11 protein-coding genes are annotated in these 14,375 nt (G+C 58.2%); 6 read left to right on the top strand and 5 right to left on the bottom strand.

What is annotated here, in order from left to right; translation table 11 throughout:
• Positions 1-9 precede the first annotated feature (9 nt).
• From AO277_RS10210 to AO277_RS10195, 4 genes are all read left to right on the top strand, one after another.
• A complete protein-coding gene (locus tag AO277_RS10210) occupies positions 10-3,201 on the top strand; it encodes an efflux RND transporter permease subunit (RefSeq protein WP_044317392.1) in 3,192 nt (1,063 codons plus the stop codon).
• Entirely contained in the window at positions 3,201-4,598 is a 1,398-nt protein-coding gene (locus tag AO277_RS10205; RefSeq protein ID WP_044317393.1) for an efflux transporter outer membrane subunit, read from the top strand. Before AO277_RS10210 ends, AO277_RS10205 begins: the two co-directional genes overlap by 1 nt.
• 143 nt (positions 4,599-4,741) lie before the next feature.
• On the top strand, positions 4,742-5,836 hold the full coding sequence (locus AO277_RS10200; RefSeq protein WP_044317394.1) for a tetratricopeptide repeat protein: 1,095 nt from the start codon (positions 4,742-4,744) through the stop codon (positions 5,834-5,836).
• 485 nt (positions 5,837-6,321) lie between these two features.
• A complete protein-coding gene (locus tag AO277_RS10195) occupies positions 6,322-6,684 on the top strand; it encodes a histone-like nucleoid-structuring protein, MvaT/MvaU family (protein ID WP_002553302.1) in 363 nt (120 codons plus the stop codon).
• 484 nt (positions 6,685-7,168) lie between these two features.
• Here AO277_RS10195 and AO277_RS10190 read toward each other — a convergent pair whose 3' ends face one another.
• Positions 7,169-7,777 carry a DUF4946 domain-containing protein gene (locus AO277_RS10190; protein ID WP_044317395.1) on the bottom strand — a complete coding sequence of 203 codons (609 nt, stop codon included), beginning with the start codon at positions 7,775-7,777 and terminating at the stop codon, positions 7,169-7,171.
• 101 nt (positions 7,778-7,878) lie between these two features.
• Here AO277_RS10190 and gloA point away from each other — a divergent pair, with 101 nt between their 5' ends.
• Positions 7,879-8,400 (top strand): lactoylglutathione lyase, encoded by a 522-nt coding sequence (gloA, locus tag AO277_RS10185; protein ID WP_005734227.1) that lies wholly within the window; start codon positions 7,879-7,881, stop codon positions 8,398-8,400.
• A gap of 102 nt (positions 8,401-8,502) precedes the next feature.
• On the opposite strand, the gene ahpF is transcribed toward gloA, so the two are convergent.
• The 3 genes from ahpF to AO277_RS10170 form a co-directional block, all read right to left on the bottom strand.
• Positions 8,503-10,065 (bottom strand): alkyl hydroperoxide reductase subunit F, encoded by a 1,563-nt coding sequence (gene ahpF, locus AO277_RS10180; protein WP_002553299.1) that lies wholly within the window; start codon positions 10,063-10,065, stop codon positions 8,503-8,505.
• Between the two features lie 124 nt (positions 10,066-10,189).
• On the bottom strand, positions 10,190-10,753 hold the full coding sequence (ahpC, locus tag AO277_RS10175; RefSeq protein ID WP_044317396.1) for an alkyl hydroperoxide reductase subunit C: 564 nt from the start codon (positions 10,751-10,753) through the stop codon (positions 10,190-10,192).
• A 110-nt stretch (positions 10,754-10,863) separates the two neighbouring features.
• Positions 10,864-11,823 (bottom strand): site-specific integrase, encoded by a 960-nt coding sequence (locus AO277_RS10170; RefSeq protein ID WP_044317397.1) that lies wholly within the window; start codon positions 11,821-11,823, stop codon positions 10,864-10,866.
• Positions 11,824-11,987: 164 nt separating this feature from the next.
• On the opposite strand from AO277_RS10170, the gene AO277_RS10165 reads away from it, so the two are divergent.
• The gene (locus AO277_RS10165) at positions 11,988-12,998 is read left to right on the top strand and encodes a DNA-binding protein (RefSeq protein ID WP_044317398.1); all 1,011 of its coding nucleotides are present in this window, start codon (positions 11,988-11,990) and stop codon (positions 12,996-12,998) included.
• 10 nt (positions 12,999-13,008) lie between these two features.
• Here the strand turns inward: AO277_RS10165 and AO277_RS10160 are convergent, their stop codons facing one another.
• A complete protein-coding gene (locus AO277_RS10160) occupies positions 13,009-14,280 on the bottom strand; it encodes a hybrid sensor histidine kinase/response regulator (protein ID WP_044317399.1) in 1,272 nt (423 codons plus the stop codon).
• Positions 14,281-14,375 lie beyond the last annotated feature (95 nt).

Raw genomic sequence — 14,375 nt, 5'->3', positions numbered from 1 at the left:
ACTTGTCCGATGAACTTCTCCAAATTCTTTATTTCCCGGCCGATCTTTGCCGCAGTGCTGTCGCTGCTGATCCTGATCGCCGGTGCTATCTCACTGTTCCAGCTGCCGATCAGTGAATACCCGGAAGTAGTGCCGCCCACAGTAGTCGTGCGCGCCAACTTTCCCGGCGCCAACCCCAAGGTGATCGGCGAAACCGTAGCCTCGCCACTGGAACAGGCCATCACCGGTGTGGAAGGCATGCTCTATATGTCGTCCCAGGCCACTGCCGACGGCAAGCTGACCCTGACCATCACCTTTGCGCTGGGCACTGAACTGGACAACGCGCAGGTGCAGGTGCAGAACCGTGTGACGCGTACCGAGCCCAAGCTGCCGGAAGAAGTGACGCGCATCGGCATCACCGTGGACAAGGCCTCCCCCGGCCTGACCATGGTTGTGCACTTGACCTCGCCGGATCAGCGCTACGACATGCTGTACCTGTCCAACTACGCCGTGCTCAACATCAAGGATGAGCTCGCGCGACTGGGTGGTGTCGGTGACGTGCAACTGTTTGGTATGGGCGACTATTCGCTGCGGGTCTGGCTGGACCCGAACAAGACGGCCTCACGCAACCTGACCGCCACCGATGTGGTCAATGCGATTCGCGAGCAGAACCGTCAGGTTGCAGCAGGTCAGCTGGGCTCCCCGCCCTCGCCGAATGCCACCAGTTTTCAGATGTCGATCAACACCCAGGGCCGTCTGGTCACCGAGGAGGAGTTCGAAAACGTTGTGGTTCGTGCAGGCGCTGATGGCGAAATCACTCGTCTGAAGGACGTTGCACGCATCGAGCTGGGCTCCAGCCAGTATGCGCTGCGCTCGCTGCTGAACAACCAGCCCGCCGTGGCCATCCCTATTTTCCAGCGGCCCGGCTCCAACGCCATCGACATCTCCAACGATGTACGGGCCAGAATGGCCGAGCTGAAAAAGAGCTTCCCGGAAGGCATGGACTACAGCATTGTCTATGACCCGACGATCTTCGTGCGCGGCTCCATCGAGGCGGTGATTCACACCCTGTTTGAAGCACTGATCCTGGTCGTGCTGGTGGTGATCCTGTTCCTGCAGACCTGGCGCGCTTCGATTATCCCGCTGGTGGCCGTACCGGTCTCGCTGATCGGCACCTTTGCTGTCATGCACATGTTCGGCTTCTCTCTGAACGCACTGTCATTGTTCGGGCTGGTGCTGGCAATCGGCATCGTGGTGGACGACGCCATCGTGGTGGTGGAGAACGTCGAACGAAACATCGAGCTGGGGCTTGAACCGGTCCAGGCCACGCACAAGGCCATGGCCGAAGTGACCGGGCCGATCATCGCCACTGCACTGGTGCTATGTGCGGTGTTCGTACCGGCAGCGTTCATTTCCGGCCTGACCGGGCAGTTCTACAAGCAGTTCGCACTGACCATCGCCATCTCGACAGTGATTTCGGCCTTCAACTCGCTGACCCTGTCGCCTGCGCTGGCCGCGGTACTGCTCAAAGGCCACGATGCGCCCAAGGATCGTTTCTCGCGTTTCCTCGACAGAATCCTTGGCGGCTGGCTGTTCCGCCCGTTCAACCGTTTCTTCGAAAAAGCCAGCCATGGCTACGTCGGCACCGTCGCCCGGGTTATTCGCAGCAGTGGTATCGCACTGTTGGTGTATGCAGGACTGATGGTCCTGACCTGGCTGGGTTTCGCCAGCACGCCGACCGGTTTTGTACCCAGCCAGGACAAGCAATACCTGGTGGCCTTTGCCCAGCTGCCGGACGCTGCCAGCCTCGACCGTACCGAAGACGTCATCAAGCGCATGTCCGAGTTGGCACTTAAACAGCCGGGCGTGGAAAACGCGATTGCCTTCCCCGGCCTGTCGATCAACGGCTTTACCAACAGCCCGAACAACGGTGTGGTATTCGTCGCCCTCAAACCGTTTGAGGAGCGCAAGGACCCCAGTCTGTCAGCCAACGCCATTGCCGGCGCCCTGAACGGCCAGTTCGCGTCGATCCAGGAAGCGTACATGGCGATCTTCCCGCCACCTCCGGTACAGGGGCTGGGCACCATCGGCGGTTTCCGCCTGCAGATAGAGGACCGTGGCAACCTGGGTTACGACGAGTTGTACAAGGAAACCCAGAACATCATTGCCAAGAGCCGCAGCGTGCCGGAACTGGCCGGGTTGTTCACAAGCTATACCGTGAACGTGCCGCAGGTGGATGCCGCCATCGACCGCGAGAAGGCCAAGACGCATGGCGTTGCGGTCTGCGACATCTTTGACACCCTGCAGGTTTATCTGGGCTCGCTGTATGCCAACGACTTCAACCGTTTTGGCCGCACGTATCAGGTCAATGTCCAGGCAGAGCAGCAGTTCCGTCAGGATGCCGACCAGATCGGTCAGCTCAAGGTGCGCAACAATCTGGGAGAAATGATCCCACTGGCAACCTTCGTCAAAGTCAGTGACACCGCAGGTCCCGACCGCGTAATGCACTACAACGGCTTCATCACGGCAGAAATCAACGGTGCCGCCGGTCCTGGCTTCAGCTCTGGTCAGGCTCAAGCGGCGGTCGAGAAACTGCTGCGTGAAGAGCTGCCCAACGGCATGGTTTACGAGTGGACTGACCTTACGTACCAACAGATTCTTTCAGGCAACCCGGCGCTGTTCGTCTTCCCGCTGTGTGTTCTGCTGGCATTTTTGGTACTGGCGGCTCAGTACGAAAGCTGGAGCCTGCCGCTGGCGGTAATCCTGATCGTACCAATGACCCTGCTCTCGGCGATTGCCGGGGTGATGATTGCCGGTAGCGATAACAACATCTTCACCCAGATCGGGCTGATCGTACTGGTGGGCCTGGCGTGCAAGAACGCGATTCTGATCGTCGAGTTCGCCAAGGACAAACAGGCCGAGGGAATGAGCCCGCTGGATGCAGTGCTGGAGGCATGCCGACTGCGCCTGCGTCCGATTCTGATGACGTCCTTCGCGTTCATCATGGGCGTCGTACCACTGGTGCTTTCCAGCGGTGCAGGTGCGGAAATGCGCCATGCCATGGGGGTCGCCGTGTTCTCCGGGATGCTGGGGGTCACGTTCTTCGGCCTGCTGCTGACGCCGGTGTTCTACGTGCTTATCCGTAATTACGTCGAACGCCAGGAGGCCCGCAAGGCCGCCAGGGCACAAAGACTGCAAAACCTGCCTGCGGAGATGCATTGATGAGCGCGTTCAAACTTTTCCTCCCGAGCCTGCTGGTCATGGCGCTGGCGGCCTGCGCCGTCGGCCCGGACTACAAGGCACCGGTTACGGCGCCAGCACAACTGGCGTCCGCAGCTCAGGGCAACTATGACCGCAGCAAAGTGAACACCGTCTGGTGGCAGCAGTTTGAGGACCCTACCCTCAATAAACTGGTAGCCAGGTCGCTGGACGGCAACCGCGATCTGCGTGTTGCCTTTGCCCGCCTGAAAGCCGCACGGGCGATTCGCGATGACGTTGCCAACGACGCCATGCCGGTGATCACCAGCCGGGCCAGCAGTGACCTGGGCAAGGGTCAGCAACCTGGTGTTACTGAGCGGCGCGTCAATAGCGAGCGGTATGACCTTGGCCTGGACATGGCCTGGGAGGTCGACCTGTTCGGACGTATTCAGCGCCAACTGGAAGCCAGCAATGCCGATCAGGAAGCCGCCGAAGCCAACCTGTATCAGCTTCAGGTGACTCTGATTGCCGAGGTGGTCGACGCCTACGGGCAGCTACGCGGCGCACAGCTGCGTGAAGCCATTGCCCGCGACAACCTGAAAAACCAGCAGAGCTCTCAGGACGTGACCACCCAGTTGCGTGATGCCGGCGTGGGCAATGAACTGGACGTGGTGCGTGCCGAGGCACGACTGGCAGCCGTTGAAGCGACCGTGCCGCAGTTGCAGGCCGAACAGGTTCGCGAACGCAATCGTATCGCCACGTTGCTGGGCGAGCGCCCGGAAAACCTCAGCGTCGACCTGAGCCCGAGCAAACTGCCTGCTATCGCCAAGGCTCTGCCGATTGGCGATCCGACACAGGTGCTGCGCAATCGGCCCGACATCCGCGCCGCTGAACGCCAACTGGCCGCCTCGACCGCACGCATCGGCGTGGCGACCGCCGATCTGTTTCCGCGGGTCAGTCTGAGCGGCTTCCTGGGCTTTACCGCTGGCCGCGGGTCGCAGATCGGTTCGTCAGCGGCCAAAGCCTGGTCACTCGGCCCCAGCATCACCTGGGAGGCTTTCGATCTGGGCAGCGTCCGGGCGCAGATTCGCAGCGCCGATGCAGATGCCGAGGGCGCGCTGGCCAACTATGAGCAGCAGGTATTGCTCGCTCTGGAGGAGTCGGAGAACGCCTTCAGCGATTACGACAAACGCCAGCAACGGCTGGTTTCGCTGATGCGCCAAAGCGATGCGAGTCGTTCCGCAGCCAGGCTGGCGTCAGTGCAGTACCGCGAAGGCACAGCGGACTTCCTGGTCCTGCTGGATGCCGAGCGCGAGCGTCTGGCGGCCGAAGACTCTCAGGCACAGGCAGAAATCGAGCTGTACCGCGGCATCGTGGCCATTTACAAGGCACTGGGTGGCGGCTGGCAACCTCAGGCCTGATACGCCAACAGGCCGTAAACCCGCCCCGCGCCCCTTCAGGACGCGGGGCTTTTTTTGTCCGAACGCCGACGGCATCATGATTGTCGTTTGACAGCTGCCACCCACTCCCCGAAGCTGCAACCCGTCAAGCATTGGAAATCGATATGCCCAGACTTTCTACCAAGGGGTTATCGCCTCAACCCACTACTCGACATCGCTGGCTGATCGGCGCAGCGGCTGCGGCAATGCTGGCGCTATCACTGGCTTTCTGGTGGTGGCGCTTGCCTGTTCAGACAGCTCCCGCCAGGTTGAGCCACACCTACGCTCAGGCACTGGAACAGGCACACGACGGCAAGCCCGGCGCTGCACGCGTGCTGTACCAACAACTGGCACGAACCGACCTGTCTGACGAACAGCGCATCAACCTGCTCGCCGAATTGAGCGACTACCCCAGCCCTCAGGCCCTCAAATTGCTCGATGCCGCGCTGGGTGACAGATCCGCCAAGGTGCGCGAAGAGGCTATCGATGTCAGCGTCAGACTGGTCTCCAACAGCCAGCGCAGCCTGCTGCTGGGCCCATTACTGGACGACGACGAACAATCCGTCAGATTCCGCGCCACCAGTGCCCTGCTCGGCCTGTCACCTGATGAGCTGGGCCTGTACTTTGCCGTGCTGCAGCAAAGTGCCGAGGCGTTTCAGGAGTCGCTAAAGAGCCAGCCGCAAAACGCACAAAATCAGTTGCAACTGGCCAGACTGTACCTGCAGACCGGCGACCTGGAGCCGGCAGTCGCCGCGCTGCAGAGGGCCACAGCACTGGACCCGGGCAATATCGAAGCGGCGCTGGCGCACATCGAGCTGCTGGACCGCAAGGGCCAGGCCGAGCAGGCACGCAGCCTTTTTGCACAGTTGCTGGAACATAATCCTGGTTCATCCATGCTTCAGCACGCGCTGGGCATGTGGCTGCTTAACCACGGGCAGGCAGAGTTTGCTGTGCTCAGCCTGGCAAAGGCTACAGAGCTGGCGCCTGATAACACCGACTATCGCTATGACCTGGCGGTTGCCCTGCATTCGTTGCACGAGCTTGAGGCGGCGCAGAGGCAGTTGACGCAGATTGTTCAGAGCCAGCCTGCGAACCGAAAGGCCAGAGTGCTGCTGATTCAATACTGGAAAGAAAATGGTCAGTTGCAAAACGTGCAGATTCTGCTGGCAGAGCTCGAGCAGCAGAACCCCGACGACCCGGTGCTGCAACAGGGACTGTAGGGTCAGAAAGGCAAAAAAAGGCAGGCCAAGGGCCATCTTTTATGCCGCTACACGCCCTTTCATCCGCTGCCTTCAGACACTTCTGCTCTTTCCGCATCCGCCAGCCTTCATGTCTGTCAGATGTTTCTCGTTTTAAGCCGTCCAGTGTCGCATGGCTCGTTTTCCATCTGCGACTAATGTCGGAAATAACTTACACAACAGCTCGCCTGATAACGCCGGTTTCATCGCCTATATCCAACACCCTCCACCACGACTATTTAACGAATTTGAAAAAGGCTATTTTCTAACTGAAAAAAAAGGTGCATCATTTGCGGGCTACTGAGTTATAACTATCCTCTGTCTGCGCAATGACAAGCCGCAAAGGCCATGTTTCAGCATAGAAACCGCAGGTACAGGGCAGCATCGAGTGAGCGAATCGGCCAATCAGTTTTGTCTCATCGCTTTATAGGGCTGACAACAGCCATTACATTGTTGGAGTGTATTACTTGTCCAGACTTGCCGAGTTTCGAGCAGCAGAGAAAGCCCTTCAAGAACAGCTTGCACAGCTGGAATCCTTGAAGAATGACGCCGGGTTGAAGAAGGAAATCGAGTTCGAGCAAAAGCTCCAGGACCTGATGGGCACCTACGGCAAAAGCCTGCGTGACATCATCGCAATCCTTGATCCTTCAAGCGCCACGTCGCTGGTCGCACCCGCCGGACCAAAGCGTCGTCGTGCACGCGTGGTCAAGGTTTACCAGAACCCCCACACCGGTGAGCTGATTGAAACCAAGGGTGGTAACCACCGCGGTCTCAAAGCGTGGAAAGAGCAGTACGGTGTAGACACTGTTGATTCGTGGCTTCGCGCCTGATTAAAACTTTGTCAATTGAAGCCCTGCACTTGCAGGGCTTTTTTATCTACCCGTACGTCAACTGAGCGCCTGCACACTGCATCTGCCTGATCAAACGCCCATACACAGTTGACTGTCTGCCCGCCGCTGACATTCATATACATGATTAAGTGAACTGCTCGGTACATGTACTTCCAGCGCGTCAGGTATTAATACCGTTGAAATAATGACGCCAATAAAAATTCATCGATTATTCGATTCAGCGCACAGTTACAAACCTGAACAGTTGCTGAAATGTGTAGAGTAATTGTTCAGTTTATTCGGTCTAATGAGCGATAAGAGAATTTGTTACTGCGTGCTTCGCCGGATCGAAAATCGGCGGATGGCCGACACCGCGCAGCTTCACACTTTTTTCACATGGATTCTCGGATGATGAAGACCGCTAAAGGAATAGCGCCCCATGCCCGCCTCGGCGGGCTTCTTTTTGTCTGCGAAAAAGCAGGTATCACTGCGCATCGTCCAGACGCAAACTCTCGCGGATACGCAACGCCTCTTCCTTGTTGGCCGTGTACCCATCTGCCGATCCCGCGTAGCAAAGCGACCAGGCCATCTCTTTACTGGCAGCCGCTACCAGTGTCTGGGTCAATACATGTACGCCGTTCTGGGTGATCGTGCAGGTGGTTTCCAGTGCAGGCACGACGCTGAGCCGGCTCTCACGCACATGCGTGCAGACGCTCTGCAGGCCGCTGCGGGCAAAATTGACCTGAACCGACTTGCGCATCTCCAGCAGTACACCCGGGACATTAACCTCATGCCCGGGCGTCAGGCGTGTCTGAGTCAGCTCCATGACCATCAGCGGGTTTCCACTTTGATCGTTTTTCACCGCGCGCTGTCTGACTTGCACGGACGGTTGCACGGGCTTGCCCGACTCGGTCGGCAGCGACTCTACCTCCCAGCCTGCGGGCCAGATGATCATTGCGTCGGCGGCGTGAGTCTGTGCGGCGCCCAGCAGCAGGAACAGGCACAGACCTGGCAAGGAGCATCGGTATTGCGAAAGGATCATGGTCAGGCCGCCAGAACAGTTGACCGGAAATTCTGAGCCTGTTGCCGGCATCGAGCAAGACCGAAGCGACGTTATCCGAACGAAGGTTTGGCACTGCCCGCCCTGCCCCGTATCATTTGGCATTATTTGTACATTCTGTTGGAGATACATTGATGAGCTTGCACGAACTCAACACACTACCGGGCGTTACGGCCGACCCTGAAGCGGCTACTCGGCAGTTTGTGTTCAACCACACCATGCTGCGCGTCAAGGACATCACCAAATCGCTGGATTTCTACACCCGCGTGCTCGGCTTCAGCCTGGTTGAAAAGCGTGATTTCCCGGAAGCCGAATTCAGCCTCTACTTCCTCGCACTGGTGGATAAGGCGCAGATCCCGAAAGACGACAAAGCCCGCAACGAGTGGATGAAATCGATCCCCGGCATTCTCGAGCTGACCCACAATCACGGTACCGAGAGCGATGCGACAGCTTCGTACCACAACGGCAACAGCGACCCGCGTGGCTTTGGTCACATTTGTGTCTCGGTACCAGACGTGAAGGTTGCCTGCGAGCGATTCGAGACGTTGGGCGTCGACTTTCAAAAGCGTCTGTCCGATGGCCGCATGAACAGCCTGGCATTCATCAAGGACCCGGATGGCTACTGGGTAGAGATTATCCAGCCAACCCCGCTCTGAGGCCTTGGTTGCCCTGAGTGATTGCTCCCGCTCGGGAACGATCACCCAGACAACAAAAAGCCCCGTGATCGTTCACGGGGCTTTTTGTTTAGCGCTGCCCGATCAGGCCGGTGCGGAGGTACGGATCAGGTGGTCAAAGGCACTCAGGGAGGCTTTGGCACCCTCGCCCAGGGCGATGATGATCTGCTTGTACGGAGTTACCGTCACGTCACCGGCAGCGAAGATGCCCGGCACCGAGGTTTCACCACGTGCATCGACCACGATCTCACCACGCGGCGACAGCTCGATGGAGCCTTTGAGCCATTCGCTGTTAGGCAGCAGGCCGATCTGCACGAAGATACCTTCCAGCGGCACGGTGATTTCTTCGCCGGTGGTGCGGTTCTTGTAACGCAGGCCGTTGACCTTCTGCTCATCGCCGGTCACCTCAGTGGTTTGCGCACTGGTGATCACGGTAACGTTGGGCAGGCTGTGCAGTTTGCGCTGCAAGACGGCATCGGCACGCAGTTGCACATCGAATTCCAGCAGCGTCACGTGTGACACGATACCCGCCAGATCGATTGCCGCCTCGACACCCGAGTTACCGCCACCAATCACGGCAACGCGCTTGCCCTTGAACAATGGACCGTCGCAGTGCGGGCAATAAGCCACGCCCTTGTTACGGTACTGCTGTTCGCCCGGTACGTTCATCTCCCTCCAGCGTGCACCGGTGGCAAGAATGACGGTCTTGGCCTTGAGGCTGGCACCGCTGGCGAATTTAACTTCGTGCAGCTCACCGGCCGCGCCCGGAATCAGCTTGTCGGCGCGTTGCAGGTTCATGATGTCGACTTCGTACTGCTTGACGTGCTCTTCCAGCGCAACGGCCAGTTTTGGGCCCTCGGTGTGCTGTACCGAAATGAAGTTTTCGATGGCCATGGTGTCGAGCACCTGACCCCCGAAACGTTCGGCTGCAACGCCGGTACGAATGCCTTTGCGGGCTGCGTAGACCGCAGCCGCCGAACCAGCAGGGCCGCCGCCGACTACCAGCACATCAAAAGCCTGTTTGGCGTTGAGTTTTTCTGCCTGACGCGCACCGGCACCGGTGTCGATCTTGGCGAGAATTTCTTCCAGGCCCATGCGGCCCTGACCGAACAGCTCGCCATTCAGATAGATGCTGGGCACCGACATGATCTTGCGATCAGTCACTTCGTCCTGGAACAGTGCACCGTCGATAGCGACATGCTTGATGCCAGGGTTCAGTACTGCCATCAGGTTCAATGCCTGGACAACGTCCGGGCAGTTCTGGCAGGACTGCGAGAAATAGGTTTCGAAATGGAATTCGCCTTGAAGAGCGCGAACCTGTTCGATGGTTTCCGCACTGACCTTGGGTGGGTAACCGCCAACTTGCAGCAGCGCCAGGACCAGCGAGGTGAATTCGTGACCCATGGGGATACCGGCGAAACGCAGGCTGATATCGTGGCCAGGGCTGCTCAGCGAGAACGACGGCGTACGTGCGTCGGTGCCGCTGTCATTCAGGGTGACATCTTTGGAGACACTGATCACATCATTGAGCAGTGCAAGCATTTCCTGAGACTTCGCGCCGTCATCAAGGGACGCGACGATCTCGATGGGGCGAGTAACCCGCTCCAGATAGGATTTCAACTGGGCTTTAAGATTGGCGTCCAACATGTGGCGGCTTCCTGTTTACAAAGGGTAGAAATAACAACGCCCAGGCGATTACCGCCCGGGCGTTTTTTGGGGCGATGCGGTTTACTTGCTCAAGAGCTCAACGCCCCCAGCCGATTCATGCGACTCAGATCTTGCCAACCAGGTCCAGGGACGGAGCCAGAGTAGCTTCGCCTTCTTTCCACTTGGCTGGGCAGACTTCGCCCGGGTGAGCAGCAACGTACTGAGCAGCCTTGATCTTGCGCAGCAGCTCGGAAGCGTCACGGCCAACACCACCGTCGTTCAGCTCGACGATTTTGATCTGACCTTCAGGGTTGATCACGAACGTACCGCGATCTGCCAAGCCGGCTTCTTCGATCAGCACGTCGAAGTTGCGCGAGATAGTCAGGGTCGGGTCACCGATCATGGTGTACTTGATCTTGCCGATTGCAGGCGAAGTGTTGTGCCATGCAGCGTGGGCAAAGTGGGTGTCGGTCGAAACGCTGTAGATCTCGACGCCCAGCTTCTTGAACTCTTCGTAGTTGTCAGCCAGGTCTTCCAGCTCGGTCGGGCAAACGAAGGTGAAGTCGGCCGGGTAGAAGAATACGACAGACCACTTGCCTTTGAAGTCGGCGTCCGAAACGTCAACGAAAGCGCCGTTCTTGAACGCGGTAGCCTTGAACGGTTTTACTTGGCTGTTGATGATAGGCATCGGTATATCTCCTGATGGGTTGGATGGGTTGTTAATTCGATGGAGTGAAGCTTACGCATGATCAGTGACAATCGCTCATTGGCAAACCTGATGTCACTGATTGCTTTTCACTATGAAGGCAGCTTATCGATAGAAGAAACCTTCGACCCGTTCCCTGTCTCCAGGTTGCCCGGGAACGGCGCGGCGTCAATGTAGCGCATCGCCGACTTGATGTCCCTCCAGCCTACATAAGACATCATTGACTTGAGGTCCCAGCCGTTGCTGTGCGCCCAACTGGCGAAGCCTCGGCGTAGCGAGTGACTGGTGTAGTGCTCGGCGGCAATGCCTGCACGCTGGAGAGCCTGACGCAGCAACGGGATAACGCTGTTGGCGTGCAGCCCCTCCTCACCAAGATTACCCCATCGATCCACCGCCCGAAACACCGGACCGCGCACCAGCGCCGCGCAATTGATCCACTCTATATAAGCCTGCACCGGGCACAGCCGCTGCAAGGCAGGCGTCTGATACGTTCTGCCCAGGTTATCGCGATCACCCTTGCTGCGCGGCAGATAAAGGCTGATGCCCGAGCGGGCGATGGCCTTGACGTCCTGCACTTGCAGGCGACACAGCTCGTCGCTGCGAAAGCCGCGCCAGAACCCCAAGAGGATCAGCGCCGAGTCACGACGACAACGCAATAGCCGCGGCTGATCGTGTTGCGCCTCTGCATCACGTATCTCGATCTCCAGCCAGGCAATGACTTTCTCCAGGTCCTGCAACTGCAAAGGCTCGGCCTGCTTCTCTTGTGCCGGATGCAATGCACGAATGCCCTTGATGACCTTACGCACCACGGGTGCCTTGGTAGGATCGGCAAAACCCTGACTGACATGCCATTGCGCCAGTGCTGACAGGCGCAGTTTCAAAGTGTTGACCGATAGCTTTCCGGCATGGCTGGCCAGGTAACGCGCCACGCTTTCGCTGGTCGCCGGCAGAAACCCGCCCCATGTCACTTCGAAATGCTCGATGGCCGCCCGATAACTGCGGCGTGTGTTGTCACGGGTTGCGGCATCGATATAGCGATCAACGTCATTCATGGCTCGAACCTGGAAAGAGCGCCGAAAAAAGAACTGACAACGCCTGACAAGGGATAATACGCCAATATCCCGGGTTAATTAATTCAAAAAATGGCAAATTATTCCTAATAATATAGTATGTAATTACAGAGTACATACCACAGTACGAAATCGTAGGGGGACACATGGCTCGGGGCGGCGTAAACAAGGCGCTGGTGCAGAAAGCAAGGGTCTCCCTGCTGTCCAGAGGTGAAAACCCCAGCATTGATGCAGTACGTATCGAAATGGGTAATACAGGCTCGAAAACCACGATTCACCGGTACCTCAAAGAGCTGGACGCCACGCATACGCCAGCGCCGGACATCAACGAGGAGTTGAGCGGTCTGGTAGCTCATCTTGCCCAGCGTCTTCAGGAACAGGCTCAGGAACGCATTGATCAGGCCTGCGACACGTATCAGGCTGATCGCGCCACCCTGCAGCAACAATTGGCGACGACTCAACAACAGATCAGCGAACTGCAGGAACACGCGCAGCAACGTCACGAAGCTCTGGAACAGCAGGCTGCCGCCCTGCTTCGCACGCAAAATGCCCTGCAAACCGAACAGACCGAGCACGCCAGACTGCTTCAGGCCAACCGGGACCTGGAGTCGCGCCTGCACGACAAGGACGGTCAGATCCACTCGCTTGAGGAAAAACATCAGCACGCCCGTGAAGCGCTGGAACACTATCGCGACTCGATCAGAGAGCAGCGCGAGCAGGAACAGCAACGCCACGAAGGTCAGGTTCAGCAACTGCAAATGGAGCTTCGACAGGCACAGCAAGGCATCGCCATGCGCCAGGAAGACATCACACAGCTGAACCGTGACAACGAGAGATTACTGGCTGAAAACCGCAGCACACTGCGTGAGCTGCACGAACGAAAAGACCTGCTGAACCAGGCCACTACTCAGGCTGCCGCCCTGGCAGAACAACAGCATCACGCCCGCACCCAATGCGCTCTGCTGGAAGAACGGTTAGGCAGCCTGCAGGAAGAGAGCTCCACGCTCAAACAAGCCATGACAGAGGTTCGGCAGCAGAACCGGATGCTGGAACTGCTGCTGACCAAGAAGGAAGCAGCACTGGAAAACCTGCAGAACGGCCTCAGCCAGCCCGACAAACCCACGACCAATGGAAAAAAGCCAAAAGACAAGGCATGACAAGCAACGCTCAGACAGCCGTTACTGCGCAAGGCAAGAGCAGGTGGACATGAGTGCCCTGACCTTCATGGCTTTTTATCTGCACATGCCCGCCCGCCTGCTTGATGAAACCGTAGACCATGGACAAACCCAACCCCGTTCCCCGTCCTACGGGCTTGGTGGTGAAAAACGGGTCGAACGCCCGATCGATGACGTCTTGAGCCATTCCACAGCCGTTATCTTCTACGCTGAGCCTTACGTAATCGCCAGGTGCCAGCCCGTCTTTCTGAGCGGCAAGCGTTAACAGCTGGCTGCGCACCCGGAGCGCCCCTCCGACCGCAACAGCGTCACGCGCGTTGATCACCAGATTCAACAAGGCATTTTCCAGTTGATGCTCATCCGTATGCACGCAATTCAACCCCTCCTCCAGCTCGATGTGCAATTGTGCGCGAGCGCCGACCGTACCTCGCAGCAGCTCTTCCATAGACCGGACCATATGATTGATATCCACTGTCGTGACATTCAGCGACTGACGACGAGCAAATGTCAGCAGCCTCCGGGTCAACGCAGCCGCACGATTTGCGGAACTGGTCGCAGCATCCAGATAACGATCAACTTCCTCCACCCGGCCTGCCGCCACACGGAGCCTGATCATGTCCAGAGCACCCATCACGCCGGAAAGCACATTGTTGAAGTCGTGGACGATGCCGCCCGTCAACTGGCCAATTGCGTCCATTTTTTGCGCATGGCGCAAGACCTCTTCAGCCATTGCTCGCTCGACGATCTCGGCCTGCAACAATTCATTGGCAGTTGCCAGCTCGCGAGTGCGCTCGGCAACGCGCAACTCCAGACTTTCATTGAGTACGCGCAGCGCCTCTTCAGCGCTGACCTGAGCCGTAATGTCGGTATGAGTGCCCAGCCAGTGGGTGATGTGGCCCTGCGCGTCGCGCATGGGCAGTGCACGCGACAGAAACCAGTTGAAGACACCGTCCTTGCCGCGCAGTGGAAAGGTATCTTCCCAGATAGAGCCCGTCGAAAAGCAGTACTGCAAACGCGCCAGCACACGCTCGCGATGCTCGGGATGCAGTAACGAACGCCAGCCCAGAGCCTTCATCGCCTCGAGCGACGTCCCGGTGTATGCGTACCAGCGCTCGTTATACCAATGGGCCTGCCCGCGAGGACTTGCAGTCCAGGCCAGCTGACTCATGTTGTCAGCCAGGGTTCTGAACTGATGCTCGCTTTCCCGCAATGCATCAATGTGCTGCGCGATTTCACAATCCTGCCCGGCCAGATGCAGGCGCATTCCGGCCGATGATTTTTCTCTGTTCACGTCGGGTTCCGTCCTTTTCAAGCCTTGTCCCGGAGCTCTTCCTGACCTCCGGGTATTGCGCTGCCTGA

The sequence above is a fragment of the Pseudomonas amygdali genome, assembly GCF_002699855.1.
GTDB classification, from domain to species: domain Bacteria; phylum Pseudomonadota; class Gammaproteobacteria; order Pseudomonadales; family Pseudomonadaceae; genus Aquipseudomonas; species Aquipseudomonas amygdali.
This window is presented reverse-complemented; position numbering and strand designations above follow the sequence as displayed.